Here is a 23161-nt window from a genome sequence, read left to right as displayed (position 1 = left end):
TGAGGGCGGTCAGTGGCCCTTGCGGTAGTCGCCGGCCAGGCGTACGTGCTCGATCATGATGTGCTCGGCCGCGGCGCCGTCGGCGGCGGCCAGGGCGGCCAGGATGCCCTCGTGCGCGTCGAGCTGCAGCTTGACCTGCTCGTCGTCGAGCCACAGCGACGCCCCGGCGGGCACGGGGAAACTGTCGCGGACCGCCCTGGCGTGCTGGCCGAGGAAGGCGGGACCGCCGATGTCGGCGATGCGCAGGTGGAAGTGCCTGCTCTGCTCGCCCAGCCGCTCGTGCCGGCCCTCTTCGGCATCAAGGATCATCGAGGCGTGCAGCTCGCGCAGCGCGGCCAGGTCGGCGGCGGTGATCCGGGTGGCGGCCAGCCGGGCGCCCAGGCCCTCGACGACCGCCCGCAGGCCGTAGTACTCCTCCACCGCCTCGTCGCCCAGGTCGACCACGGTCGCGCCGTGGTGGGCCTCGTAGCTGATCAGCCGGTCCTTCTCCAGTCTGCGCAGCGCCTCGCGGACCGGCGTGACCGAGACGCCGAGCCTGCGGGCCACCGCTCCGGCGCGCAGGGCGGTGCCACCGGGGATCCTGGCCGTGCGGATCTCCTCGAGCAGCACGTTGTAGACGTATTCGGCTTTGCTCATGGGAGGACGCGGCTCGCTGGTCGGCATGACCATCAGTGTCCCGCAATCTGAGAAGCGTATTGACCTATGACATATTTCTTATAAGTTACATCGTTATGACGAGCCTCGCCGACCTGCGGGTCATCGACGCCGCGACGTTGTTCGCCGGGCCATCCACCGCGATGATGCTCGGCGACTTCGGCGCCGACGTGATCAAGATCGAGCATCCCCGCCGCGGCGACCCCTCGCGCGGGCACGGCGCCTCGGTCGACGGGGTGGGCCTGTGGTGGAAGACGCTGTCGCGCAACAAGCGCGCCGCCGCCGTCGACCTGTCGCGCGCCGAGGGACAGGAGATCCTGCGCCGCCTGGTCGAACGCTCCGATGTGCTGGTCGAGAACTTCCGCCCCGGCACCCTGGAACGCTGGGGCCTGGCCCCCGGCGACCTCATGGACATCAACCCCCGCCTGATCGTGGCGCGGATGACCGGCTTCGGGCAGTTCGGCCCGATGTCCAGTCAGCCCGGTTTCGGCACGCTGGCCGAGGCGATGAGCGGGTTCGCGGCCATGACCGGCCAGCCGGACGGCCCGCCCACCCTGCCGCCCCTGGCCCTGGCCGACGGCATCGCCGGGCTGGCCATGTCGTACGCGATCATGGTCGCCCTGCGCGCCCGCGAGCAGACCGGCCGCGGCCAGGTCGTCGACATGGCCATCATCGAGCCGATCCTGGGCATCCTGGGCCCGCAGATGAGCGCCTACAAGGCACTCGGCGTCGTGCCCCAGCGCACCGGCAACCGCTCCAGCAGCAACGCGCCGCGCAACACCTACCGCACCCGCGACGGCCGCTGGCTGGCCATCTCCACCAGCGCCCAGCCCATCGCCGAACGCGTGGTCACCCTGGTCGGCCGGCCCGACCTGGTCGAGCAGCCCTGGTTCGCCAGCGGCCAGGGCCGGGTCCAGCACGTCGACGAACTCGACGAGGCCGTGGCCTCCTGGATCGCCGAACGCGACGCCGACGAGGTCATCGCCCGCTTCAAGGAGGCCCAGGCGGCGGTCGCCCCCATCTACGACGTCTCCGACATCGCCAAGGACCCGCAGTACGCCGCCCTCGACACCTTCATCGAGGTGCCGGACGAGGAACTGGGCACGGTCACCATGCAGAACGTGCTGTTCCGCCTGTCCGACACACCCGGCGCGGTCTCCTGGCCGGGGCGCCCCCTCGGCCATGACACCGACCAGGTGCTCGGCGAACTCGCCTACGGGCCCGAGGAGATAGCCCGGCTGCGCGAGGACGGGGTGATCGCGTGAACACCCCCGTCACCTGGCTGTACGTCCCCGGGGACCGGCCCGAGCGGTTCGACAAGGCCGCCGCCTCCGGGGCGGACGTGGTCATCATCGACCTGGAGGACGCGGTCGCGCCCGTCCGCAAGGACGAGGCCAGGGCCAACGCCGCCGCCTACCTGGCGAGCCGAGGCCGCAGCGGATCCGTCGAGGTGCACGTCAGGATCAACGACCTGGCGGGCGGGCGCGGGCGCGACGACCTCGACGCGCTGGCCGGCCTGCCGGGGCTCGACGCGGTCCGGCTGCCCAAGGTCGAGTCGGCCGGCGTCCTGGACGGGCTGGGCGTCAGGGCGTACGCGCTGCTGGAGTCTGCGGCCGGGATCGTCGCCGCCCAGGCCATCGCCGCCCACCCGGCCGTGGCGGGCATCGCGCTCGGCGAGCAGGACCTGGCCGCCGAGCTGTCGATCACCGACGAGAGCGCCATGAACCACCTGCGGCTCCAGGCGGTCATCGCCGCCGCGGCCGCCGGACTGCCGCCCGTGCCGATGTCGGTCTACCCCGATGTCAAGGACGAGGCGGGTCTGGCGGCCTCCTGCCGGGCGGGCCGCGCGCTGGGCCTGTTCGGCAGGACCGCGATCCATCCCCGCCAGATCCCGGTGATCAGGCGGGCGTTCGCTCCCACACGGGAGGAGAGGGACCGGGCCGCCGAGATCGTCCAGGCGGCCGAGCAGGCCGAGCGGGCCGGGGCGGGCGCCGTCGCGCTGCCCGACGGCCGCTTCGTCGACGCGCCGATCGTCGCCAGGGCCCGTCGTACGTTAGATCTCGCCGAGCGGCTCGCGCCCGAGGGCTGACCTTTCACAGCGGCCGACATCGCACGCCCGAGGACTGACTTTTAGCGGCGGCTGGTTTTCCCGCGCCCGAAGGCTGATCTTTCGCCGCGGCCGGCTTTGCCGCGCCCGAGCACCGACTCCATAAGCCGCAGCTCCCTTTTCGCCACCACCCCCAACGGAGGCCATTTCGCCATGGGCATCGCCGTCTGGGCGCTCGTCGCCTATATCGCCATCATCGTCGTCTGGAACGGCGTGCTGAAACGCAACATCGGTGAGGCCATGCTCATCGGTTTCCTCGGGGTGTGCCTGTTCGGCGGTACCGGCTTCCTCGGCCTGGCCTGGGCGGGCATCTCCGACGCGCTGGCCGAGGAGGTCGTCTTCGCCGCCCTGGCCTTCGTGTTCATGGGCTACCTGCTCACCAAGCTGGGGCTGATCCAGGAGCAGGTGACCGTACTGAACTCGATCTTCGGGCGGCTGCGCGGCGGCGCCGGGTACGTCTCCACCTCCGCCGCGGCGCTGCTCGGCGGGCCCGCCGGGTCCGGGTCCGGCATCGCCGCCTCGGTGGGGTCGGTGACGATCCCGTGGATGACCAGGTCCAACTGGCGGCCCGACCTGGCCGCCGCGCTGGTGGCGGGCAACGCCGGGCTGGGCATCTCGATCCCGCCGAGCTCGTCGATGTTCCTGCTGCTCGGCTCGGCCGCCGTGGCGCCCGTGCTGACGGCCGACCAGCTGTTCGTGCCCGCGCTCGTCGGCGGGCTGTGGACCGTGCTCTACCGCTTCATCGTCGTGTTCGTCTGGGTACGGCGCCACCGGATCGAGGCCACCGACGCCGCCGACCTGATTCCGTTGCGGGCCGCCCTGCGCGCCGGGTGGACGTCGCTGCTGGTGTACGCGGGCATCGCCGTACCGGTGGTCATGACCCTCGACTTCGGCGTCAAGTGGATGGAGTCGCGCGTCGGCGAGGCCGCGGACGACATCAGCATCGTCGTCTGGATCCCCGTGCTGACCATCCTGGCCACGCTGGCCGTGGCCTGGAAGCGGCTGCCGCGCACCGGGCGGGCCTGGAACGAGCTGCTGGGCGACATGGCCCCGCGCTACGCCGTGATCGGCGCGACGCTGTTCTTCGCCTTCGCGGCCGCGGCCAGCCTGGGCGAGCTCGGCCTGGTCGACCAGCTCACCGCCATCATGAAGGGGCTGAACGCGCCGGTCGCCGTCATCGCCACGCTGGTCGGGCTGCTGATCGTGATCATCGCGGCGCCGCTGACCGGGAGCGCGACGATCGCCGCCGTCGGCGGGGTGGCCTTCAGCGCCCTGACGGCGGCCGGGGTCTCGCCCGTGGCCGCGGCCACCGCCATCATGATCTTCGCCTCCACCGAGGGTGCCTCTCCTCCCGGCGCGGCACCCATCTACATCGCCAGCGGCATCGCCGGGGTGGACCCGGCCAGGACCTTCGGACGGCTCATCATCTGGTTCGTCATCCCGATCCTGGCCCTCGGCGTGCTGGTGGCGACCGGCGTGCTGCCGATCTGATCTGATCTGATCTCCCCGAAAGGAATCCGCAGTGGACACCCTCAAGCGCGTGACGATGGCGCTGTTCAAGATCGGGCTCGTCGTGTTCCTCGTCCTCGGCGTCGTGGTGGTGCTGATCCAGGCCGTCGGCCTGGTCGCCGGCACCCCGGGGCTGGTCTCCGGCGCCGTGTCGAGCCTCGGCTTGGCGATGACCGTGGCGGCCGGGGCCACCGGGCTGTTCGGCTTCGTGATGTCGTACCTGTTCCACTGGAAGGCGGGGGAGGACTGAGGCTTCCGCTGGAAGGCGGGAAGGGCGGAGGCGGGATCAGGGCGAGCCGGGCGTCCAGCGGGCCCGCAGCTCGGCGTCCTGCGGCGGCGGGCCGGGCAGCGGCCGGTGGGCCGGCGGCCGCCGCAGCGAGTCGAGCAACAGCGCCAGGTAGCGGTGCCGCAGCTGCTCGGTGCGCTCGTGCTCGCCCAGCTTGACCGAGGCCAGCTGCTCGAACAGCATGGCCACGTCCGACACCGTGACGTCCTGCCGCAGCACACCGGCGGTGGACGCCTTGCCGTGCACCTGGGTCGCCAGGTCACTGGCCCGTACGGCGGCCTCGTACAGCTCCTCCGTCGGCTGGAACGTCCCGGCCAGCGCGATCGTCAGGGAGTGGGTGTCGGCCTCGACGATCTCCCGCATGAACGTGGCGAAGGCGTCCCAGGGGTCGCCCTGGTCGGCCAGCGCCTTCTCCGCGGCGGCGATGTACAGCATCAGCCCGTCGAAGCAGAGCTTCTGCAACAGGGCTTCCTTGCTGGGATATCGGCGATAGAGTGCGCTGATCCCGACGCCCGCCCGCTCGGCGACGGCGGCGATCGGAGCGCCCGGGTCGGCGGTGAACACCGCCCGTGCCGCCTGGAGGATCAACGTGTCGTTGCGGGCGGCCTGTGCCTTGCGGCCGCTCATCGGTGCTGGGGTCGTCATCCCCCTAGCATATGGGAACGTACGATTCCGTTCTACTGTCAGGGGTTCGGCCAGGTAGGCGGCGTAGAATCGAGGGTGATCGCGGCTCCTTCTTCTTGGAATGCGTGGCGACCATCATGTCCTGACATCAGGACGAAACCATGATTGTCACCATTGGTCCGTATGTCTATACAAGCAGATGACATTGGGGTAGAACCAGGGACGAGCCCGTTGGTCTTGGAGGTGTCGGATGAGACGAATCCCGATCGTGGTGGCGTTGCTGGGCGCTCTGGCGTTGAGCGGCTGTTCCTCTGCGCCGCAACCCGCCGCGCAGAGCAGCGCACCGGCCGCAGGATCCGCGCCCGCCGCGGCGAGCGGCGGCACCTTCGCCGTCATCACCCACGCCGGACCCGGAGACTCCTTCTGGGACGTGGTCAAGAACGGCGCCGAGGCCGCCGGCAAGCAGTACGCCGTGAAGGTCACCTACCAGGGCGACGGCGACCCGGCCAAGCAGTCGCAGCTCATCGACCAGGCGGTTTCGGAGAAGGTCGACGGCGTGGTGGTGTCCATGGCCAACCCCGACGCCCTCAAGGAGGCCATCGGCAAGGCCGTCGCCGCCAAGATCCCCGTCGTGACGATCAACTCCGGCGCCGACTCCTCCAAGGCGTTCGGCGCCATCACCCACGTCGGGCAGTCCGAGGAGGTGGCCGGGCGCGGCGCGGGCGAACAGCTCAAGGCCGCCGGCGTCACCAAGCTGCTGTGCGTCATCCACGAGGCCGGCAACGTCGGCCTCGACCAGCGGTGCAAGGGCGCCGAGGCGACGCTGGGCGGCACGGTCGAGCGGCTGCAGGTCGACGTGAGCAACCTGGCGGACGTGACCTCCAAGGTCACCGCCAAGCTGCAGTCCGACAAGCAGCTCAACGGCGTGCTCACGCTCAACCCGGCGGTCGCCATCGCCGCCCGCGACGCCATCAAGGACGCCGGGACGCAGACCAAGCTGGGCACGTTCGACCTGTCGGGCGACGTGGTGGCCGCGATCAAGGACGGGGAGATCCTGTTCGCCGTCGACCAGCAGCAGTACCTGCAGGGCTACCTGCCGATCGTCTTCCTCTACCTGTACAAGAACAACCTCAACACCGTCGGTGGCGGCCTGCCCGTCAACACCGGCCCCGGCTTCGTGACCAAGGACAACGCCGAGCAGGTGGCCAAACTGGCAGAAGCGGGCACCAGGTGACCACTGTTCCCGCCGATGAACGGATCGGCAGCGTCGGCCTGGCCCGCCGGCTGCTGATCCGCCCGGAGCTGGGGGCGGTCGTCGGCCTGGTCGCGGTGTTCGCCTTCTTCGCCGCCCAGTCCCCGGTGTTCCGCTCGCCGGCGGGCATCGCGAACTGGCTCGACCCGGCCGCGACGCTCGGCATCATGGCCGTCGCGATCGCGCTGCTGATGATCGGCGGCGAGTTCGACCTGTCGGCCGGCGTGCTGACCGGCACGACCGGGCTCATCCTGGTCACGCTCGCCACCCGCTACGGCTTCGACGTGTGGACGGCCATGCTCGTCGGGCTGGTCGTCGCGCTGCTCATCGGACTGGCCAACGGGCTGGTGGTCACCAGGACGCGGCTGCCCAGCTTCATCGTGACGCTGGGCACGTTCCTCATGCTGCAGGGCATCAACCTGGGCGTCACCAAGGCCCTGACCGGCACCGTACAGGTCAGCGGACTGCGCAGGGCGGCGGGCTACGAGACCGCCCGGACGATCTTCGCGGGCACCATCGACATCGGCGGCACCTCCTTCCGCGTGGCGATCCTGTGGTGGGTGCTGGTCACCGCCGCGGCGACCTGGGTGCTCATGCGTTCCAGGGTGGGCAACTGGATCTTCGCGGTCGGCGGCAACGAGCAGGCCGCCCGCGCGGTCGGCGTGCCCGCCGCCCGTACCAAGATCGCGCTGTTCATGACCACCGCGGTCGCCGCCTGGCTCGTCGGCTCCATCCTGGCCCTGCGCTACACCTCCGTGCAGGCCAACATCGGCATCGGGCAGGAGTTCATCTACATCATCGCCGCCGTGATCGGCGGGTGCCTGCTCACGGGCGGATACGGCTCGGCGATCGGCGCCGCCATCGGCGCGGTCATCTTCGGCATGGCCGACAAGGGCATCGTCTTCCTGGGCTGGGACGCCGACTGGTTCAAGTTCTTCCTCGGCGCCATGCTCCTGCTGGCCACGCTGGCCAACCGCCTGGTCCGGCGGTACGCCGAGGAGGTGAAGCATTGATCATCCAGACGCGCGACATCGGCAAGACCTTCGGCTCGGTCCTGGCGCTGCGGGAGGTGTCGATGAGCGTCGAGGCGGGCCAGGTCACCTGCGTCCTGGGTGACAACGGCGCCGGCAAGTCGACGCTCATCAAGATCCTCGCCGGGGTGCACCAGCACGACACCGGCTCCTTCCTCGTGGACGGCACCGAGGTGCGCTTCGCCAGCCCGCGCGAGGCGCTGGACCGCGGTATCGCCACCGTCTACCAGGACCTGGCGATGATCCCCCTCATGTCGGTCTGGCGGAACTTCTTCCTCGGCTCCGAACCCCGCAAGGGCCTGGCCTTCGACGTCGCCACGGCCCGGCGGGTGGCCCGCGAGGAACTGCGGGCCATGGGCATCGACATCCGCGACGTCGACCAGCCCGTCGGCACGCTGTCCGGCGGCGAGCGGCAGTCGGTGGCGATCGCCAGGGCCGTCCACTTCGGCGCCCGGGTGCTCATCCTCGACGAGCCGACCTCGGCGCTGGGCGTCAAGCAGGCGGGTGTCGTCCTGCGCTACATCGCCAGGGCCCGCGACCGGGGTCTCGGCGTGGTCTTCATCACGCACAACCCGCACCACGCCTATCCGGTGGGGGATCGGTTCCTGCTGCTCAACCGGGGGACGAGCCTGGGGGAGTACGGCAAGGGGGACATCACGCGGGAGGAGCTGACGGGGCTGATGGCGGGGGGAGCGGAGCTGGAACAGTTGTCGCACGAGCTGTCCCAGGAGCCGGACCGGGACTGAGAGGGGAACGCGCTGCCGAGCCGTCAGAACACCGTCTAGACCTCGACCGTCTAGACCCCGACCGTCGGCATGGACGCGGTGGGTCCGTACTGCGGGCCCGTACCTCCCGGCCGGGTTTTTGTCGGTGCCTTCGTTCATGATGCTCACATGACGTCGTGGAAAGAGTTCGAGATCCAGGCCCCCGAGCTGGCGGCGGTCGCTCGGGGAGTGATGGAGCGTCACAAGCACAAGGTGCTGGCCACGCTCCGTAAGGACGGCTCTCCCAGGGTGAGCGGCACCGAGTCGCGCCTTGACGGCGGCGAGCTGTGGATGGGGTCCATGCCCGGTGCGGTCAAGGCGCTCGACCTGCGGCGAGATCCGCGCATGGCCATCCACGTCACCTCGCCCGACCCTGATGAGGCGGATCCGTCGTCATGGGCCGGCGACGTGAAACTGGCCGGGCGGGCGGTGGAGATCACCGACCCGAAGGTGCTGGCCGAGGCGGGCCTGCCCGGCACCGACTCGCACCTGTTCAGGATCGACCTGTCCGAGGTGGTGTGGACTCGGGTCGAGGGCGACGAACTGGTCATCGACACCTGGCACGAAGGCGCGGAGGTACGACACATCCGCCGCAAGTAATCTACAAAGTAAAGGCGCTCGGCTGAATTAGTGCACGAAAAAGCCACCATCAACAAACAGCATCTGGCCGGTGACAAACGCGGAGGCGTCACCGGCCAGAAACACCGCGGCACCGGCGAAATCGTCTGGCACGCCGTTACGGGCGACCATGTGGCGCGCGGCGAGCGCCTCGACCCGGCCGGGGATGGCCTGAGCCGGCTCGGTCAGCGGCGTCAGCACGAATCCGGGGATGATCGTGTTGACGCATACGCCCCGGCTTGACCAGGCTTCGGCCTGCGACCGCGTGAGGCCGCCGATCCCTGCCTTGGCCGCACCGTACACACCGCTGTTGCCGAAGGCGCTGACGGTCTGCTGGGAGCCCACATTGATGATCCGCCCCCAGCCCCGCTCGGCCATGCTCGGCCCGAAGTGCTGGCCGAACAGGTAGGGGGCGGTCAGGTTGACCGCGATGGTCTGCTCATAGTCGTCGTCGGTGAGCTCGGCCATGGGCTTGCGGATGTTGTTGGCGGCATCGTTGACCAGGATGTCGATCTGGCCGGCGCCGGCGCAGACCCGCTCCACGGCGGCGCGGTCGCCGAGGTCGGCGCTGATGCGGGAGGCCGTCACGCCGTGCTGCCGCAGCTGGTGCACGGCCTTGTCGAGCTCGGCCTCCCGGCGAGCCACGATCACCACCTCGGCTCCGGCGCGGCCGATCGCCTCGGCCATGGCATAACCGATCCCTGAACTGCCGCCGGTCACCAGGGCTCGCCGGCCGTCCAGGGAGAAGAGATCACGAAGATAGTCAGACACGAAGGGTCAAGCTAGCATCCGGCGCACGGCCGTCCGCGACGGGGCAGGAGGGGCATGGGGTTGTTGGTTGTACGACCGGGAGTCTTCCAGGAGATCGTCGGGGTGCAGGCCGGCCAGGTCGACGCCGGTGTCCGTCCAACGTCCACCTCGTCCGCAGGCTCGCCGATGGTGGCGGACGTCGGCCAACGTCTACCAGTTCACGAGGCTCAAGGGCGACGCCGGCACCCTGACCAAGGAGACCGACTCAGCCTGCTGCTCCCCAGCCACCACATCGGGCGACGAACCGGTCACCGCCCCACTGGCAGGAAGCGGTGGACCGGGCCTTTCGGCGCTTACCGGCGGATTGCCCTGCTACGAGGGTCGGCGGGTTGCTGGCTCTCAGGTGTCCGAGTCAGCACCCACGGGGCCTCTGTAGGGGCGGTGGCCCGGGGGTTCATGCGGTGGGGAGTGGGTTCTGGCCGAGGAAGCGGTGGCCGTTGTCGGCGGAGGCGCGTACTGCGGCGAACCCGTAGCCGGTCATCGCGGCTTCGTATTCGCCCAGCGCCGCGGCCAGCGGGCGTCCGTGTGCCGCCTCGTTCAGTGCGTCCGCCAGCGTGGCCGCGTCGCGCAGCGCGGTGTTGGCGCCCACCCCGCCGGCCGGGCTCATCGCGTGGATGGCGTCACCGAGCAGGGTGACGGCACTGGTGGGCCATGGCTCGATGGGGACGCTGGTACGCAGGATGGCGGGGAAGATGCTGGCCGGATCCCACTCCCGCACGATGCGCTGGACGCGGGGATGCCAGCCGTCGATCAGGTCCAGCACCATCGCGCGGAGTTCGGTGCCGGTCATCCGATGGAGTTCGTCGTCGGTGCGGGGGAGGTGCTCGCGGCGGGTTCCGAAGCTGACGGTCATGTAGTCCCGTACGTCGTGGAGCTGGACGTCGGGGGCGTGCCGGGCGACGGCCTGGTTCATCGGCTCCGGGAACTCCACTGGAGCCACGCCGACGAAGGCGTTGCCGGGGCCGACGATCGCGGTGAAGACGTTGAACATGTCGTCGCTGAACAGCGCTCTGGTCTGGGCGGTCAAGGGGATCTTGCCGTAGAGCTGGCGCAGGCCGGTGTCGATGACGCTGGCGTGGGGGAGGAACTGGCGGCGGATGACGGAGTTCACGCCGTCGGCGGCTACCAGCACGTCGCCGGTCACGGTGCTGCCGTCGGCGAAGTGGGCGGTTGTGCGGCTGTTCGCGGTGGCAACGGGGTCGTTCGCGGCGGTGTCAGGGCCGTTCGCTGTGATGCGGCTGCGCGGGATGACGGTGTGGTTCATCGCGGTGGCGGTGGTGGTGTGGTTTGTCGCGGTGCCGTCGGTCGGGGTGGTTTCGAAGCCGGTGCATGTCTTGCCGTAGGTGACGACGTCTTCCAGTCCGGTCAGCAGTATCTGACGCAGGGTCAGCCGGTCGGCCGCCAGGGGCGCGGGTCCGGAGTCGGCCTCCGCTGTCCATCGCGGAAGGAGTTGTTCGTCGAGGAACACCGAGCGGGGGCCGGGTGTCCCCGTCGTGGCCAGGAAGAGTCGCCATAGCTGTGGCGGGAGGGCGTGTTCGAGGGCGCGCCGGCCGTCGGCGTTGATGTGGAGGCGGTAGCCCTGGTGGCGGAAGACCGGCGTGGTGTCTCGCTCGTGTACGGAAACGCTGATGCCGAGACGGCGCAGTCGTTGGGCCAGGCACAGGCCACCGAGTCCGGCGCCGATGACGATCACATGCATGGTGGTGATTCCCTTCTGGTCATCGGCAACTGTCGGCGTCGGGCCGGGGCGAGGGCGATCCAGGTGCTGTGATGCGGTGGTTTCCGGCATGATGGGCAGGCAATCAGCCGGAATCCGGCGAGCGGGCTCAGGTCGGGTCGAACCTCTCCTAGCGGAAGCCGAACCTCTCCTACCGGAGGCGGGGCCTCTCCTGCCGGGGGCCGGGGCTCTCTTGGCGGAGGCCGGCCGGATCCCCTGCGGGAAGGCGGACTCCTCCCGGCGGGAACCGGGCCCCTCCTGGGCCGGGCCTCTCCTAGTGGAAGCCGGGCAGGATGGCGCCTGCTCGCTTGACGGTGCGGATCAGGGGCGCCGTCTCTACATGCCGTACGGCCTTCAGGGATCCGATGCGCTCGGTCAGGTACCGATACAGGTCGCGGGAGTTGCGGCAGGTGACGCCGGCGAAGAGGTTGGCCGGACCTGTGGTGGCGGCGGCGATCGTGACCTCCGGGTGCTGGGCCAGGGCCTCGCCTACGGCGGCGAGTTTGGCGGGCTTCACGGACATCCACAGCCAGGCTTCGGCGTGGAAGCCGAGGGGTTCGGGTGGGATGTCGACGTCGAAGTAGAGGATTCCGGCCTGCCGCAGGTGTGCCATGCGCCGTCGTACGGTCGACTCCGACCAGCCGGTGATCGCGGCCAGGTCGGTATGGGTGGTACGCCCGTCCTTCGACAGGGTCTCCAGGAGCGCGTGGTCCGCTTCGTCGAGCTGGACGGTTTCGTCGATGGGCGGGGCGGTTTCCGCATGCACGGTGGGATCAACGAGGAGTGCGGCTGCTTGCTCGGCGGACAGCGCCCGCAGGCCCGCCCAGCCTGCCGGGCCGCCCGCGAACCTGTGCAGCATGCGGTGCGCGGTGACGCCCACCACTTGCCGGCTGCGGGGGAGTTTCTCCAGCAGGAAGGCGTCGCGTTCGGCTGGCGTGCGGGCCAGTGTGCCGCAGGCGATCTCGGTACCGCCGGAGAGCAGGCTCACCCAGGCGGTGTCACTGCGGCGTGCCAGGGCGGTGGCGACGGCGCTCGCGGCGTCTGGTGTGCAGCGCAGCCGGATCGCCCAGGAGACGTGATCGAGCCGGAGCCCGTCGACCACGCCGACGACGCGGAGTATCCCGGCCGAACGCAGTCGCCGGTATCGGCGGGCGATGGTGTTCTCGGAGACGCCGAGCACTTCGCCGATCTTGCTGAAGGGTGCTCGGCCGTCGATCTGGAGCGCGTGTGCCAGGCAGCGGTCCAGGCGGTCCAGGGTGACGGTTTCCATCTGGGTACGGTATCCCGGCGCCGGTTAACGGCATGATGATCGCCGCGGGTGAGTTCGAACGGCCGGAGTCTTTGGGACAAGCCGCGGTGCCTGAGAGACGAGCCGCGCTAGCCGGGCGACAAGCCGCGGCGCCTGAGGGGCAAGTCGCGCTGGCTGGGCGACAAGCCGCGGTGTCTGAGGGGCGAGTCGCGCTAGCCGGGCGGCAAGCCATGCTGCCTGCGGGGTAGGTCATGCCTCCGTCGCTGCCGGGGCGGCAGCTCGCGCCGCCGTCCCCCGGGTGATCATCCTGCTATATTCGCGGCCGGTTGCGAGGTCGTGTCCCGTACTGACACGATCCGGCTGGAGTGATGGCGGCGGCAGCCGTACACGGGCGATGACGTCAGAGGTGAACGGCGCTTCACCCCAGCTGTAGGAGTTGCTATGGCGCCTTTATGGCGTCATAGTGATGTCATGGATCTCGCGCCGTACGTCGACAACCTGCGCCGCGAACTCGCGGTCGCCGCTGAGGCGGGTGGCGATGACGCGCGCGCCCTCGCCGAGCGCCTCACCTTGCCGTTGGAGTCGGCGACGCGGCTTGTTCTGCTGGAGGCGTTGTCCGCCGCCGCCGACGAGATCACCCGGGAGCTCGCACCGGGCTCGGTCGACGTACGGTTGCGCGGGCGCGACCCCTCCTTTGTCGTGACGCCGCCGCCCACGGACCGCCCCTTCGAGGACGGGGGTGAGGGCGGTTTTGACGCGTTGCCCGGTGTGGCGGGTGGTCGGCGGCGGACGGCTTCGGGCGGCCCGGGTGCTCCAGGAGGCCGGGGGGCTTCGGAGGCTGGGGCGCCGGCCGGTGTGGGGGTGCCGCAGGAGGGTGAGGACGGTGGCACGTCGCGGATCTCGCTGCGCGTCCCCGAGCACCTCAAGCCGCGCATCGAGGAGGCGGCCGGTCGCGAAGGACTCTCCGTCAACGCCTGGCTCGTCCGGGCGGTCTCGGCCGCACTCGAACCCGATGGTGGAGGGCGCCGTTCCGGATGGCGCGAGGAGCCGAAGGGCGGTCGCCGCTACACCGGCTGGGTGCGCTAGCGCCTTCGGCTACGTCGGCGTGGGCGCGCTTGTACCACCCGCGGCCGGTCGCCAATCGGCACCGCCGCATGGCTGAACGTGGCCTGCCAGCTATGGCACCGCGCACGGCATTTCGGCGGGCGGCGATGGCCCTTAGGGGTTCGACGAGAGCGGCGAGGTGCGTGGCGCAACCTTCCGCCAGGCCGATGTCGGCATGTGTTCGCCGTAGCCGCCCTTGCTGGCTCGTCTCACCGTTGCCGGGCGCCGCACGCCGAGCGATGAGCCCGCAAACAGCCTCCCCGAGTTGGTCGCGTCGGCGAGAGGCGGCCGATTGTGCCGGGTTTACAGACCTGTAAGTATGGCGGGGTGGAGAAGTACAGTCCCGGCGGGCGGCGGTTGCTGGAAGTGGCGACCGAGGTCTTCTACGCCGAGGGGATCCGGGCCACCGGCGTTGACGCGCTGGTGGAGCGGGCCGGGGTGTCCAAGCCGACCCTGTACGCCCAGTTCGGGTCGAAGGAGAACCTGGTGGCCGCCGTACTGGAGTGGCGGCGGGCCGTACGGCAGACGGAGCTGACCGCGTTCCTTCTCGACAGCGGCGGGTCGGCCGAGGAGCGGCTGCTGGCGGTGTTCGACTGGCTGGCGCGGGGGCATGGGAGCGAGGGGTTTCGCGGGTGCCCGTTCACCAACGCCGCGGTGGAACTGCCCGATCCGGACCATCCGGCGCGCAAGGTGATCTCCGCGTACAAGGGGTGGTTGCGGCAGCGGTTGACCGAGCTGGCCGAGCAGGCCGGGCTGGCCGACCCTGACGGGCTGGGTTATGCGTTTTTGCTGCTCATCGACGGGGCCAATGCCCGGGTCGTGGTGGATGGGGATCGGTCGGCGATGCTGCGGGCCAAGGCCGCGGCCGCCCGGATGATCGGTGGTGTACATGGCTGAAGGGCTGGTCGCGGGGCTGGAGCACGAGTTCGCGTTCCTGGTGCCGGAGAGCAAGATCGTGGCGGGGCTGTATCCGGAGTCGGCGGAGTTCGGGGTGATGCCGCCGGTGTTCGCCACCGGGTTCCTGGTGGGGCTGCTGGAGTGGACGTGTGTGCGGGCCGTCCTGCCGTACCTGGACTGGCCGCGCGAGCAGACGGTCGGCACGCGCGTCGACATCACTCACCAGGCGCCCACGCCGGCGGGGATGACGGTGACCTGCCGGGTGCGGCTGGTGTCGGTGGAGGGGCGGCGGCTGCGGTTCGAGGTGGCGGCCGGTGACGGGGTGGACGTCATCGGTGAGGGTACGCACGAGCGGGTGATCATCGACGCCGAGCGGTTCACGGCGCGTGCCCTGGCCAAGGGCGAGCCCTCCTGAGCCCCGCCGACCCGAAACCCTCCGATTCGTGGGTCGGCAAGCCGGGGCGCGTCATCGGCCGGCCGGCTCGGCCGGCTGATGCGCCCGCCTGGATCGGCCCGGTAGCGCCGTTGCGGAGTCTCAGAGCAGGGTGCGGACAAGGTGTTCGGCGAGGGCGACGACCGGGAGGTTGGTCGTGGCCCGGGGGATCACCGGGATGATCGAGGCGTCGATGACCCAGAGGTTGTCGCTGCCGTACAGCCGCCCGGTGGCGTCGACGACGGCTCCCGCGGCCGGGTCCGTGCCGATCGCGCAGGTGCCCACTGGGTGCCAGTAGTGAGCGGCGGCGGCGCGCATCGCGGCCTCGCGCGGGCCCGTGAGCTTGCCGCCGGACAGACCTGCGGGTTGGTCGCGGGAGGGATCCGCGGCAAGCCCGTCGCGCGGATCCATGGCGCGCCTCTCGCGTCGATGACTGGCGAGTCCGTCGCGCGGGTCCTCGGCGAACTCCTCCAGCCAGGCCGCGGTGAACTCGTCGAGAGGCTGTCCCAAGAGAGGGGCCAGCGCCGGTGAGGTGGCCATGCGTCGGCACAGGCCGATGCCGTGCCGCAGCACCTCAAGGTCGCTCCCGCCGGGGTCCGTCAGGTACGCGTGGTCGATGAGGGGTCTGGCCGCGGGGTCGGGTGAGGTCAGTCGCAGCGTGCCCCGGGATCGCGGCGTGAGACACGCGGCGGGCAGTACGCAGGTCCAGCCTCCGGGCTCCTTGCCGGTCCACGGGAGGAGATGCAGGTCGTAGGGTGCGCGGCCGCCGGTCGACAGGGCCTTTCCGATGACCTGCTCGTCCGGGACCGGCCGCCCGCGCTTGTAGTCGGCGAGCCGTCGTACCAGTTCCTCGCTCGCGGCGAACCGCAACTCCAGGGTGGGGTGGTCCATGGTGAGCCGCTCCTGCCCGTGGCGTACGTGTGCGCGGTGGACCACCGAGCCGTGGAGTTCGAGGCGGTCGACCAGCGCGTGGTCCACCACGCGCAGCCGCCGATCGCTCCGCCCCGGCTCCGGGCGGTCGCGTACGGGGTCCAGGTAGGCGAAGGCGCTGTTCCAGCGGACGCCGTCAGGGTTGTTGACCGGTGAAGGTCCGCAGCCGGCGCCGCCGAAGAGGTCGTCCAGGTCATCCGTGCGCGGTACGCCACAAAGGATCATGGCCTCCATCGCCGCCGCCTGGAACGGGTGAGGTCGTCGTCGGAGTCCCGGCGGACGCGCAGTCTGGCAGCCGCGTGCCGCATCAGCTCGGTGAGCGAGGCGTCGGTCCAGGACGGTCCCCATGTCCGGTAGTCGATGGCGTGGCCGACGGTCTGGGAGCAGCCGTTGTGGGAGGAGCAGCCGCCGATGACGCGGGCTCGGTCGAGCGGCAGGTCGCCGCAGGGCCGATGGTCAGGTCCGGTGGTGTGGGCCGGATCGCTGGTCTGGGTCGTGGTGCGGTTGTTAGAGGAAGCTCACGTTCTGGGCGAGGGTCAGCTGGTCGGAGTAGTTGACGGTGCCGGTCGCGCGGCGCATGTAGGCGCGCCAGGAGTCCGAGCCGGACTCGCGCCCGCCGCCGGTCTCCTTCTCGCCGCCGAAGGCCCCGCCGATCTCCGCGCCTGAGGTGCCGATGTTGACGTTGACGATGCCGCAGTCGGAGCCGTCGGCGGCCAGGAACCGCTCGGCCTCCCGCAGGTCCCGGGTGAAGATGCTGGAGGACAACCCCTGGGGCACGTCGTTGTTCAGGGCGATGGCCTGGCTCAGTGTCCGGTAGGTCTGCACGTACAGGATGGGCGCGAAGGTCTCCTCCCGGACGATGCCCGGCTGTGCGCCGATGCCCGATTGCCCGTCGCTGCCCGGCTGTGCGTCGATGCGGACGATGGCGGGCTCGGCGTAGTAGGCGGCGGGGGCGGCGTCGGCGAGCCGGCGCCCGCCACCGGCCAGGATCTCGCCGCCCTCGGACCGTGCGGCGCTCAGCGCCCGCCGCATCGCCTCGTGGGCCTGAGCGGAGATGAGCGGCCCGACGAGGGTGGTGTCGTCGAACGGGTCGCCGATGGGCAGCTTCGCGTAGGCGATGGTGAGCCGGTCGATCAGGTCGCCGGCGATGTCGGTGTGCGCGATGAGCCGGCGCAGGGTGGTGCAGCGCTGCCCGGCGGTGCCGGCCGCGGCGAACACGATGGCGGAGGCGGCCAGGTCAAGGTCGGCCGACGGGGTGACCACAGCGGCGTTGTTGCCGCCCAGCTCCAGCAGCGAACGCCCGAAGCGGGCGGCGACCCGCGGCCCGACCTGGCGCCCCATGCCGACCGAGCCGGTGGCGCTGACCAGCGCCACCCGCCGGTCGTCGGCCAGCCGTTCCCCGATGGCGCGCTCGCCGAGCAGCAGCCGGTGCACGTCACGGGGCACGCCGCTGCTGGCCGCCGCCACGGCCAGCAGCCGGTCGCAGGCCAGGGAGGTGAGCGGCGTCAGCTCCGACGGCTTCCAGACGACGGTGTCGCCGCAGACCAGCGCTATGGCGGTGTTCCACGCCCACACGGCGGCCGGGAAGTTGAACGCGGAGATCACGCCGACGACGCCCAGCGGGTGCCAGGTCTCCGACAGCCGGTGGCCGGGCCGTTCGGAGGCGATGGTGCGCCCGTACAGCTGGCGCGACAAACCGACCGCGAACTCGCAGATGTCGATCATCTCCTGGACCTCGCCGAGCGCCTCCGAGCGGATCTTGCCCGCTTCGATGGTGACGAGGTCGGCCAGGTCGTCGCGGTGCCGGCGCAGGAGTTCGGCGAGCCTGCGTACCACCTCGCCGCGACGGGGGGCGGGCACCGTGCGCCATGCCAGGAACGCCTCGTGCGCGGCCCCGATCGCCTCGTCGGCGTCGGCGGGCGTCGCGGCGGTGAGGCCGAGCAGGGTCTCGCCGGTGATCGGCGTACGGGCGTGCAGGTCGTCGCCCTCCTTCAGGGTGACGTCCAGGCGGGCCAGGATGTCGAGGGCGCGTCGGCGCAGGACGCCGGTGGCGGGCAGGGTGGTCGTGGTCATGAACGGTTCTCCGTAGCAGTACGAGGTCGGGCTCGGGGGGTCAGCTGATCTCGGGCAGGCCGAGCGCGTGGGCGGCGTCCTCCAGCGAGCGCCGCTGCTGGCTCTCGTACAGGGTGAACGGGTCCAGCACCTCGGCCCCGATGGCGCCGGCGAGCCAGTCGCTGTCGTAGTCGGCGGCGGCGCGGCTGTCGTCCCTGACGCCCTGCCCGGTGAGGTTGGACTGGAAGATCCCGGCCGCCGAGCGGGGCAGGAAGTCCTCGTAGACGATGGGCTCGGCGCGTACCCAGCCGTGATCGATCAGGTCGGCGAGCCCGGTGCCGGGCCGCCGCCCGTCACGCGGGCGATCCGGCACCGGCCGATAGGTGAAGTACGCCAGCCGCTCGACCGCCAGATCCCGCTCCGTCGCGGGAAACTCCCGCTCCCAGAGCGCCCGGGCGGCCCGCGCACGGCCGTCGACGCCGCCGGCGAGCCGGGCGGCCGAGCGGTCGGCCGAGCGGTCGGCAAGGTTGGCGTCGGCTCTGGCTTGTAGGTCGTCGTAGCGTTCGCGGCCGGCCCGGGTCAGCGCGATTCCGCGCGCCTCCACCTCGCCGAAGCGCACCCGCAGCGATCCCGTGGTGAGGCCGCCGTCAGGCCGGCGCAGCGCGCGCGGCTCGGCCAGGGCGCGAAAGGAGGTCTGGCGCAGCAGTACGTCCGGGCCGGACCAGCGCGGCGGCCCCTGGATCTGGTCGATCATGGTGATGCCGCGCTCGGTCATCCGCGCGTACAGCTCGTCGATGTCGAGTACGCGCGGCGTCAGGTGGTTGATGTGGGTGCTGGTCACGCCGCCGATGTCGGCCGCGACCGCCGAGACCCGTTCCAGGGTGTCGTACCAGGCCTGGTCGATCGGCTCCCGGCCCAGCGCGAACGCCTGGACGGCCAGGTGCGTGAAGCGTTCGGCCTGCTCGCGCGGCAGTTCGCGCTGGCGTCCGGCCCGATCGGCCAGCTCCAGCAGCTCCGGCGGGAACAGCCGCCGCACGGCCAGGAACCTGTCCAGCCGCTCGCGCAGATCCGGGTCGAAGAAGCGGGGATCGGCCGGGGTGAGCATCGAGGTGAAGACCCGGAAGGGATCGCCGGCCAGCTCGTCGGCCGCGACGGGCCGAAAGGCGGTCGAGACGACGGGCACGGCGCTGGCGGCGGCCTCACGCAGGTCGTAGAAGCCGACCGGGCGCATCCCCAGCGCCCCGAAGATCCGCGCGACCTGCCGCAGCTCGGCCGGGGTGCCGACGCGGATGGCGCCGTGCCGTTCGGCGGTGACGCGCTCGATGGAGCCCAGCCGCTCGGCGCCGGCTCCCGCCCGCCGCAGCACGCCGTCGTTGACTTTCCGGCAGACCTCCACCAGCGTCCGGTAGGCGGGCACCTCCTGCCCGTACATCTCCGACAGGCGCCGCGCGAACGCCGCGCGCAGCCGCCCTTGAGAGACCATGACCATGCGTTATCTCCTCCAGGTACGGATGGCTTTGTCCACGATGGAGGCGATCCCGGGTGAATCCAAGCCCCAGCAGACCGATAGATTTCCCGCCAAAGCCCAAGAACTGCTTAGGGTGCTCTACTGGCGGCGCGGAGTCGGCATGATCAAACCCCTGCATCTGCTCACCCTGCGAGAGGTGTGCCGGACCGGATCGTTCGCGCTGGCGGCGCGCGAGCTCGGCTACACGGCCTCGGCGGTGTCGCAGCAGATCGCGGCGCTGGAGAAGGACACCGGGCTGGAGCTGTTCGAGCGTGAGGCGCGCGGCGTGCGCACCACCGCCGCGGCGCACCGGCTGGTCGAGCTGAGCCAGCGGGTGCTGGCCACGCTGGAGGACTTCGGCTACGAGGTGCGCGAACTGGCCGCCGGCACCACCGGCCGGCTGCGGCTGGGCAGCTTCCCCACCGCCAGCGTACGGCTGGTGCCGCCCACCCTGTCGGCCTTCACCCGCCGCTACCCCCGCGCGGAGATCCTCCTGGAGGAGGGCGAGCCCGAGGAGCTGATCCCGCGGGTGATCGACGGCGCCCTGGACCTGGCGCTGGTCTACGAGTACGGCCTCACCCCGCAGCAGTGGCCCGACGGCCTGGCCGCCCACCACCTGCTGCGCGAGGACCTGCTGCTGCTACGGCCCCGCGACCACGCCCCGGGCGCCGATCTGCCGGAGCTGGCCGGGGAGCGCTGGATCACCAGCCGCGAAGGCACCGGCGGCGCCCTGTCGCTGGCCCGGCTGTGCGCGGCGGCCGGGTTCGTGCCCGCGGTCACCTTCCGCAGCAACAACTATGACGTGGTCCGCCACCTGGTGGCCGCCCGGCTGGGGGTGGCGGTGGTGCCCGCTCTGGGCCATGTTCCCGACGATCGCGTCGTGGCGACGCGCCTGGACCTGCCCGCCGCCCACCGCACCGTGGTCGCCCTGCACCGCCAGGCCAACGGCAACCCCCTGCTCGCCGACGCCCTGGAGACCCTGCGGCAGGCGGCCGGGCCGCACTTCGACCAAGGCTGAGGCACGAGCGGCTACCAGCGAATGAGCGCGGTCAGCTCCCGTCCGAACCCGGCAGCACTATCCCTGCGGCCCGCTCAGGAGGGAGGCGAGGGCGGTGCGATCGTTGACGCCTGTCCTTTCGTAGATGGCGTACAGCGTGTTGGCCACCGTGCGAACGGACACGACGAGCCGCTCGGCGATCTCGCGGTTCGTCAGCCCCTGGGCGGCCAGCACGGCGATCTCGCGCTGCCTCGGCGTCAGGCCCGGGACGTCGAGGTCCATCAGCGCGAGCGTACGGGCACCCTGGCAGCGCTGGGAGAGCCGCCAGGCCCGGGTCTGCGCCGCCCGCATGCCGCGCCACAGCCTGGACTCGCGGTAGCGGGCCGCCGCCTGCGCGGCCGCCTCGGCCGCGTACAGCAGCAGGCCGAGCCGTTCGAAGCCCTCCGAGACCACGTCGAGCTGCGCGCCGTCGCGGGCGGCGGCATGCCGCGCGAACAGGGCGACCAGCGGGCTGTCGACCTCGAGCGCGGCGAGCCGGGCGGCCACGAGGTCGGGGCGGCCCAGCCGGACGACGTCGTGCAGCGCGAACGGCACGTCGCACGGCAGCGCGCTCTCGGCGCTCTCCAAACAGATCTCGACGGCACCGGCGGCGTCGCCGCGCCCGGCCATGGTCCACGCGCGGGCGAATCGCAGGGGCAGGACGCCGTACGGGCCGATCGGCGTGCCCGCGCCCTCCGCTCGCGCCAGCGCCTGCTCGGCCGCGGCGACGTCGCCGAGGAGCGCGTAGGCGTGCGCGAGTTCGCCCAGGCAGGCTCCGGCCAGCGTGCTGGGGACGGGCAGCCGCACGACGGTGTCGCGGGCCCAGGCGAGGGCGTCGGTGAGCCGGCCGCGCATCCGCAGCACGCGGGCCTTGGCCGCGCCGAACTCCAGGATCGCCCGCGTCCAGCTGCCCCACTGGCCTCCCAGGTCGTATCCCTCGTCGGCCAGTCGCTCGGCGGTGTCCAGATCGCCGAGCAGCAGGGCGGCGTTCGCGGCGTACCCGGTCAGCGCGGCCGACAGGCTGCGCATGGCGTCTGGTTGCTGCGCCAGCCGGGCGCCGGCCTCCTGCACGCGGGCCAGGCATTCCGTAGCCTGGCCCCGCGCCAGCAGGACGGCCGCCTCGGCCCCGCCGATCATGCGCAGGCCGTGCGGGCTGAGCGGGCCCATGTCCCGCGTCCGTGCCAGCAGGTCCTCGGCGGCGGCGATGTCGCCGGTGAGGGCGGCCAGCACGGCCCGCATGATGAGCGTGCCCTGCCGTCCTTCGACACCGCGGGCCAGCCGGGTGGTCTCTTCCAGGACGGCCCGCGCCCGTGCGACGTCCCCCAGCCCGACGGTCAGGTTCAGCGCGCGCTGCACGCCGAGGTCGATGCGGGCCGTCTCGCCCATCTCCGCCGCCCAGACGCCGGCGTACATCTCCTCGGCCTCGGCGTGCCGGTCGGTGTAGAACAGCACGGTGCCGAGCGCGGCCAGCGCGGGCGTCGCGCCGCCCGCGGCCACGGCCGCGCGTCCGAGCCGTACGGCCAGCTCCAGGTCGCGGATGACCCTGGCGCGCTCGCAGCCGGCCAGCAGCAGCCCGGGATCGCCGCTCATGCCGCCGTCCAGCCGCCACAGCGCCACTCTGAGCACGTCCTCGCGCCGTCGTAGCCCGGCCTCGGTGACCGCCTGGGCCAGCCGGCGCATCATCGTGCGGGCGCGCAGTACGCCGCAGCCGTCCCTGATGACCTCGCCGTACAGGGGGTGCGCGAGCCGTACCTGGAGCCGCAGGCCGTCTCGCTGCACGGTGACGAGCTGACGGTCCTCCAGCTGCTGGACGGCGTCGAGGGACCCCAGGACGGCCAGCAGGTCGGCGCCGAGCGGCTCACCGTAGGCCAGGAGCTCCATCGCCTCACGCTCGCGCACGGTCAGGTCACCGATGCGTGCGGCGACGGTCTCGCGCAGCGTGGGCGTGATCGTCAGCGGCCCGCGCCAGCGCCACACCTGCCCGTCCTCGATGAGGATCCCGGACAGGACGAGCTCGTGCAGGTAGAGCGCGTTGCCCTGGCTGACGCGCCACAGCCGGGCCACGGTCGCCGACTCCACCCGGCCGCCCAGGGCGGCCTCCAGGACGGCCGCGGTGTCCTCCAGGGAGAACGGCTCCAGCTCCAGCCGCGGCACCAGGCCGTCCTTCCACAGGGCGTGCACCGCGTCCGGCACGGCTGTGCGGCTGCGGAGCGTGGCGATCACCCGGGTGCCGCCCCGCGTCACGAGGTGGTGGACGAGCGCGGCCGAGGCCGGGTCGAGCAGGTGGGCGTCGTCCACGACGAGCACCGGGGCGCGCAGCGCGGCGGCCGCCCAGCCCAGCGGGTTGCCGGTGGGCGGCGTGGCGGGCAGCAGCGGCGCGAAGGCGCCCAGCGGCAGCTCTCCGGCGGCCGCCGTGGCCCGCGCCCAGGCCACCCCGTCGAGATCGTGTACGGCCTGCGCCACCAGGCGGCTCTTGCCCGTGCCCGGTGGTCCGGCGACGACCACGCCCCGGTCGGCGGACCTGATGGCCGCGAGTTGCGCCGTACGCCCGACGAACGGCCAGGAGGCTGCCACGGCGAAA

21 protein-coding genes are annotated in these 23161 nt (G+C 71.5%); 12 read left to right on the top strand and 9 right to left on the bottom strand.

Going from position 1 to position 23161, the window contains the following annotated elements:
* Positions 1 to 9: 9 nt before the first annotated feature.
* On the bottom strand, positions 10 to 636 hold the full coding sequence (locus AB0C30_RS37405) for a GntR family transcriptional regulator (protein ID WP_357952927.1): 627 nt from the start codon (positions 634 to 636) through the stop codon (positions 10 to 12).
* A 95-nt stretch (positions 637 to 731) separates the two neighbouring features.
* Between AB0C30_RS37405 and AB0C30_RS37400 the strand changes: the two genes are divergently transcribed.
* From AB0C30_RS37400 to AB0C30_RS37385, 4 genes are all read left to right on the top strand, one after another.
* Positions 732 to 1919, top strand: a complete 1188-nt coding sequence (locus tag AB0C30_RS37400) for a CoA transferase (RefSeq protein ID WP_357952925.1) — start codon at positions 732 to 734, stop codon at positions 1917 to 1919.
* Positions 1916 to 2743, top strand: a complete 828-nt coding sequence (locus tag AB0C30_RS37395) for a CoA ester lyase (RefSeq protein WP_357952924.1) — start codon at positions 1916 to 1918, stop codon at positions 2741 to 2743. The genes AB0C30_RS37400 and AB0C30_RS37395 overlap by 4 nt, the downstream gene beginning before the upstream one ends.
* Positions 2744 to 2914: 171 nt before the next feature.
* The gene (locus AB0C30_RS37390; RefSeq protein WP_357952922.1) at positions 2915 to 4252 is read left to right on the top strand and encodes a TRAP transporter large permease subunit; all 1338 of its coding nucleotides are present in this window, start codon (positions 2915 to 2917) and stop codon (positions 4250 to 4252) included.
* Between the two features lie 31 nt (positions 4253 to 4283).
* Complete coding sequence (locus tag AB0C30_RS37385) at positions 4284 to 4520, top strand: hypothetical protein (RefSeq protein ID WP_357952920.1); 237 nt, start codon at positions 4284 to 4286, stop codon at positions 4518 to 4520.
* Positions 4521 to 4556: 36 nt separating this feature from the next.
* Here the strand turns inward: AB0C30_RS37385 and AB0C30_RS37380 are convergent, their stop codons facing one another.
* Positions 4557 to 5201: a helix-turn-helix domain-containing protein gene (locus AB0C30_RS37380; RefSeq protein WP_357952919.1), complete on the bottom strand. Its 645-nt coding sequence runs from the start codon at positions 5199 to 5201 to the stop codon at positions 4557 to 4559.
* Between the two features lie 229 nt (positions 5202 to 5430).
* Between AB0C30_RS37380 and AB0C30_RS37375 the strand changes: the two genes are divergently transcribed.
* The 4 genes from AB0C30_RS37375 (at position 5431) to AB0C30_RS37360 (ending at position 8827) form a co-directional block, all read left to right on the top strand.
* A complete protein-coding gene (locus AB0C30_RS37375; protein ID WP_357952917.1) occupies positions 5431 to 6414 on the top strand; it encodes a sugar ABC transporter substrate-binding protein in 984 nt (327 codons plus the stop codon).
* Entirely contained in the window at positions 6411 to 7445 is a 1035-nt protein-coding gene (locus tag AB0C30_RS37370; RefSeq protein WP_357952915.1) for an ABC transporter permease, read from the top strand. The genes AB0C30_RS37375 and AB0C30_RS37370 overlap by 4 nt, the downstream gene beginning before the upstream one ends.
* Complete coding sequence (locus AB0C30_RS37365) at positions 7442 to 8209, top strand: ATP-binding cassette domain-containing protein (protein ID WP_357952913.1); 768 nt, start codon at positions 7442 to 7444, stop codon at positions 8207 to 8209. The genes AB0C30_RS37370 and AB0C30_RS37365 overlap by 4 nt, the downstream gene beginning before the upstream one ends.
* A gap of 147 nt (positions 8210 to 8356) precedes the next feature.
* Positions 8357 to 8827, top strand: a complete 471-nt coding sequence (locus AB0C30_RS37360) for a pyridoxamine 5'-phosphate oxidase family protein (RefSeq protein ID WP_357952911.1) — start codon at positions 8357 to 8359, stop codon at positions 8825 to 8827.
* Between the two features lie 27 nt (positions 8828 to 8854).
* Here the strand turns inward: AB0C30_RS37360 and AB0C30_RS37355 are convergent, their stop codons facing one another.
* The 3 genes from AB0C30_RS37355 to AB0C30_RS37345 form a co-directional block, all read right to left on the bottom strand.
* The gene (locus tag AB0C30_RS37355) at positions 8855 to 9565 is read right to left on the bottom strand and encodes an SDR family oxidoreductase (RefSeq protein ID WP_357952909.1); all 711 of its coding nucleotides are present in this window, start codon (positions 9563 to 9565) and stop codon (positions 8855 to 8857) included.
* A gap of 484 nt (positions 9566 to 10049) precedes the next feature.
* On the bottom strand, positions 10050 to 11354 hold the full coding sequence (locus tag AB0C30_RS37350) for an NAD(P)/FAD-dependent oxidoreductase (RefSeq protein ID WP_357952907.1): 1305 nt from the start codon (positions 11352 to 11354) through the stop codon (positions 10050 to 10052).
* A gap of 292 nt (positions 11355 to 11646) precedes the next feature.
* The gene (locus tag AB0C30_RS37345) at positions 11647 to 12642 is read right to left on the bottom strand and encodes an Lrp/AsnC family transcriptional regulator (RefSeq protein WP_357952905.1); all 996 of its coding nucleotides are present in this window, start codon (positions 12640 to 12642) and stop codon (positions 11647 to 11649) included.
* 450 nt (positions 12643 to 13092) lie between these two features.
* On the opposite strand from AB0C30_RS37345, the gene AB0C30_RS37340 reads away from it, so the two are divergent.
* The 3 genes from AB0C30_RS37340 to AB0C30_RS37330 all read left to right on the top strand — a co-directional run bounded on the left by AB0C30_RS37340 (position 13093) and on the right by AB0C30_RS37330 (position 15037).
* On the top strand, positions 13093 to 13707 hold the full coding sequence (locus tag AB0C30_RS37340; protein WP_357952903.1) for a hypothetical protein: 615 nt from the start codon (positions 13093 to 13095) through the stop codon (positions 13705 to 13707).
* A gap of 345 nt (positions 13708 to 14052) precedes the next feature.
* Positions 14053 to 14622 carry a TetR/AcrR family transcriptional regulator gene (locus tag AB0C30_RS37335; protein WP_357952902.1) on the top strand — a complete coding sequence of 190 codons (570 nt, stop codon included), beginning with the start codon at positions 14053 to 14055 and terminating at the stop codon, positions 14620 to 14622.
* Entirely contained in the window at positions 14615 to 15037 is a 423-nt protein-coding gene (locus AB0C30_RS37330; protein WP_357952900.1) for a thioesterase family protein, read from the top strand. Before AB0C30_RS37335 ends, AB0C30_RS37330 begins: the two co-directional genes overlap by 8 nt.
* A gap of 120 nt (positions 15038 to 15157) precedes the next feature.
* On the opposite strand, the gene AB0C30_RS37325 is transcribed toward AB0C30_RS37330, so the two are convergent.
* The 3 genes from AB0C30_RS37325 to AB0C30_RS37315 all read right to left on the bottom strand — a co-directional run bounded on the left by AB0C30_RS37325 (position 15158) and on the right by AB0C30_RS37315 (position 19526).
* Positions 15158 to 16219: a GMC family oxidoreductase gene (locus AB0C30_RS37325; RefSeq protein WP_357952898.1), complete on the bottom strand. Its 1062-nt coding sequence runs from the start codon at positions 16217 to 16219 to the stop codon at positions 15158 to 15160.
* A gap of 273 nt (positions 16220 to 16492) precedes the next feature.
* On the bottom strand, positions 16493 to 18058 hold the full coding sequence (locus tag AB0C30_RS37320) for an aldehyde dehydrogenase family protein (RefSeq protein WP_357952897.1): 1566 nt from the start codon (positions 18056 to 18058) through the stop codon (positions 16493 to 16495).
* A gap of 40 nt (positions 18059 to 18098) precedes the next feature.
* Positions 18099 to 19526, bottom strand: a complete 1428-nt coding sequence (locus AB0C30_RS37315) for a DUF1338 family protein (RefSeq protein WP_357952895.1) — start codon at positions 19524 to 19526, stop codon at positions 18099 to 18101.
* 139 nt (positions 19527 to 19665) lie between these two features.
* Between AB0C30_RS37315 and AB0C30_RS37310 the strand changes: the two genes are divergently transcribed.
* The gene (locus tag AB0C30_RS37310; RefSeq protein ID WP_357952893.1) at positions 19666 to 20562 is read left to right on the top strand and encodes a LysR substrate-binding domain-containing protein; all 897 of its coding nucleotides are present in this window, start codon (positions 19666 to 19668) and stop codon (positions 20560 to 20562) included.
* A 57-nt stretch (positions 20563 to 20619) separates the two neighbouring features.
* On the opposite strand, the gene AB0C30_RS37305 is transcribed toward AB0C30_RS37310, so the two are convergent.
* The gene (locus tag AB0C30_RS37305; protein WP_357952891.1) at positions 20620 to 23154 is read right to left on the bottom strand and encodes a LuxR C-terminal-related transcriptional regulator; all 2535 of its coding nucleotides are present in this window, start codon (positions 23152 to 23154) and stop codon (positions 20620 to 20622) included.
* Between the last annotated feature and the right edge of the window lie 7 nt (positions 23155 to 23161).

Source organism: Nonomuraea sp. NPDC048901 (assembly GCF_040649695.1).
Taxonomy (GTDB): domain Bacteria; phylum Actinomycetota; class Actinomycetes; order Streptosporangiales; family Streptosporangiaceae; genus Nonomuraea.
The sequence above is the reverse complement of the archived record's forward strand: the minus strand, read 5'-3'. Positions and strand labels throughout refer to the sequence as shown.

Bases quoted from the DNA above. Each gene is read 5' to 3' on its own strand.
- AB0C30_RS37360 (WP_357952911.1), top strand. From the start codon at position 8,357: ATGACGTCGTGGAAAGAGTTCGAGATCCAGGCCCCCGAGCTGGCGGCG.
- AB0C30_RS37400 (WP_357952925.1), top strand. From the start codon at position 732: ATGACGAGCCTCGCCGACCTGCGGGTCATCGACGCCGCGACGTTGTTC.
- AB0C30_RS37315 (WP_357952895.1), bottom strand. From the start codon at position 19,526: ATGGTCATGGTCTCTCAAGGGCGGCTGCGCGCGGCGTTCGCGCGGCGC.
- AB0C30_RS37345 (WP_357952905.1), bottom strand. From the start codon at position 12,642: ATGGAAACCGTCACCCTGGACCGCCTGGACCGCTGCCTGGCACACGCG.
- AB0C30_RS37350 (WP_357952907.1), bottom strand. From the start codon at position 11,354: ATGCATGTGATCGTCATCGGCGCCGGACTCGGTGGCCTGTGCCTGGCC.
- AB0C30_RS37325 (WP_357952898.1), bottom strand. From the start codon at position 16,219: ATGGAGGCCATGATCCTTTGTGGCGTACCGCGCACGGATGACCTGGAC.
- AB0C30_RS37390 (WP_357952922.1), top strand. From the start codon at position 2,915: ATGGGCATCGCCGTCTGGGCGCTCGTCGCCTATATCGCCATCATCGTC.
- AB0C30_RS37380 (WP_357952919.1), bottom strand. From the start codon at position 5,201: ATGACGACCCCAGCACCGATGAGCGGCCGCAAGGCACAGGCCGCCCGC.
- AB0C30_RS37340 (WP_357952903.1), top strand. From the start codon at position 13,093: ATGGATCTCGCGCCGTACGTCGACAACCTGCGCCGCGAACTCGCGGTC.
- AB0C30_RS37310 (WP_357952893.1), top strand. From the start codon at position 19,666: ATGATCAAACCCCTGCATCTGCTCACCCTGCGAGAGGTGTGCCGGACC.
- AB0C30_RS37405 (WP_357952927.1), bottom strand. From the start codon at position 636: ATGAGCAAAGCCGAATACGTCTACAACGTGCTGCTCGAGGAGATCCGC.
- AB0C30_RS37375 (WP_357952917.1), top strand. From the start codon at position 5,431: ATGAGACGAATCCCGATCGTGGTGGCGTTGCTGGGCGCTCTGGCGTTG.
- AB0C30_RS37330 (WP_357952900.1), top strand. From the start codon at position 14,615: ATGGCTGAAGGGCTGGTCGCGGGGCTGGAGCACGAGTTCGCGTTCCTG.
- AB0C30_RS37320 (WP_357952897.1), bottom strand. From the start codon at position 18,058: ATGACCACGACCACCCTGCCCGCCACCGGCGTCCTGCGCCGACGCGCC.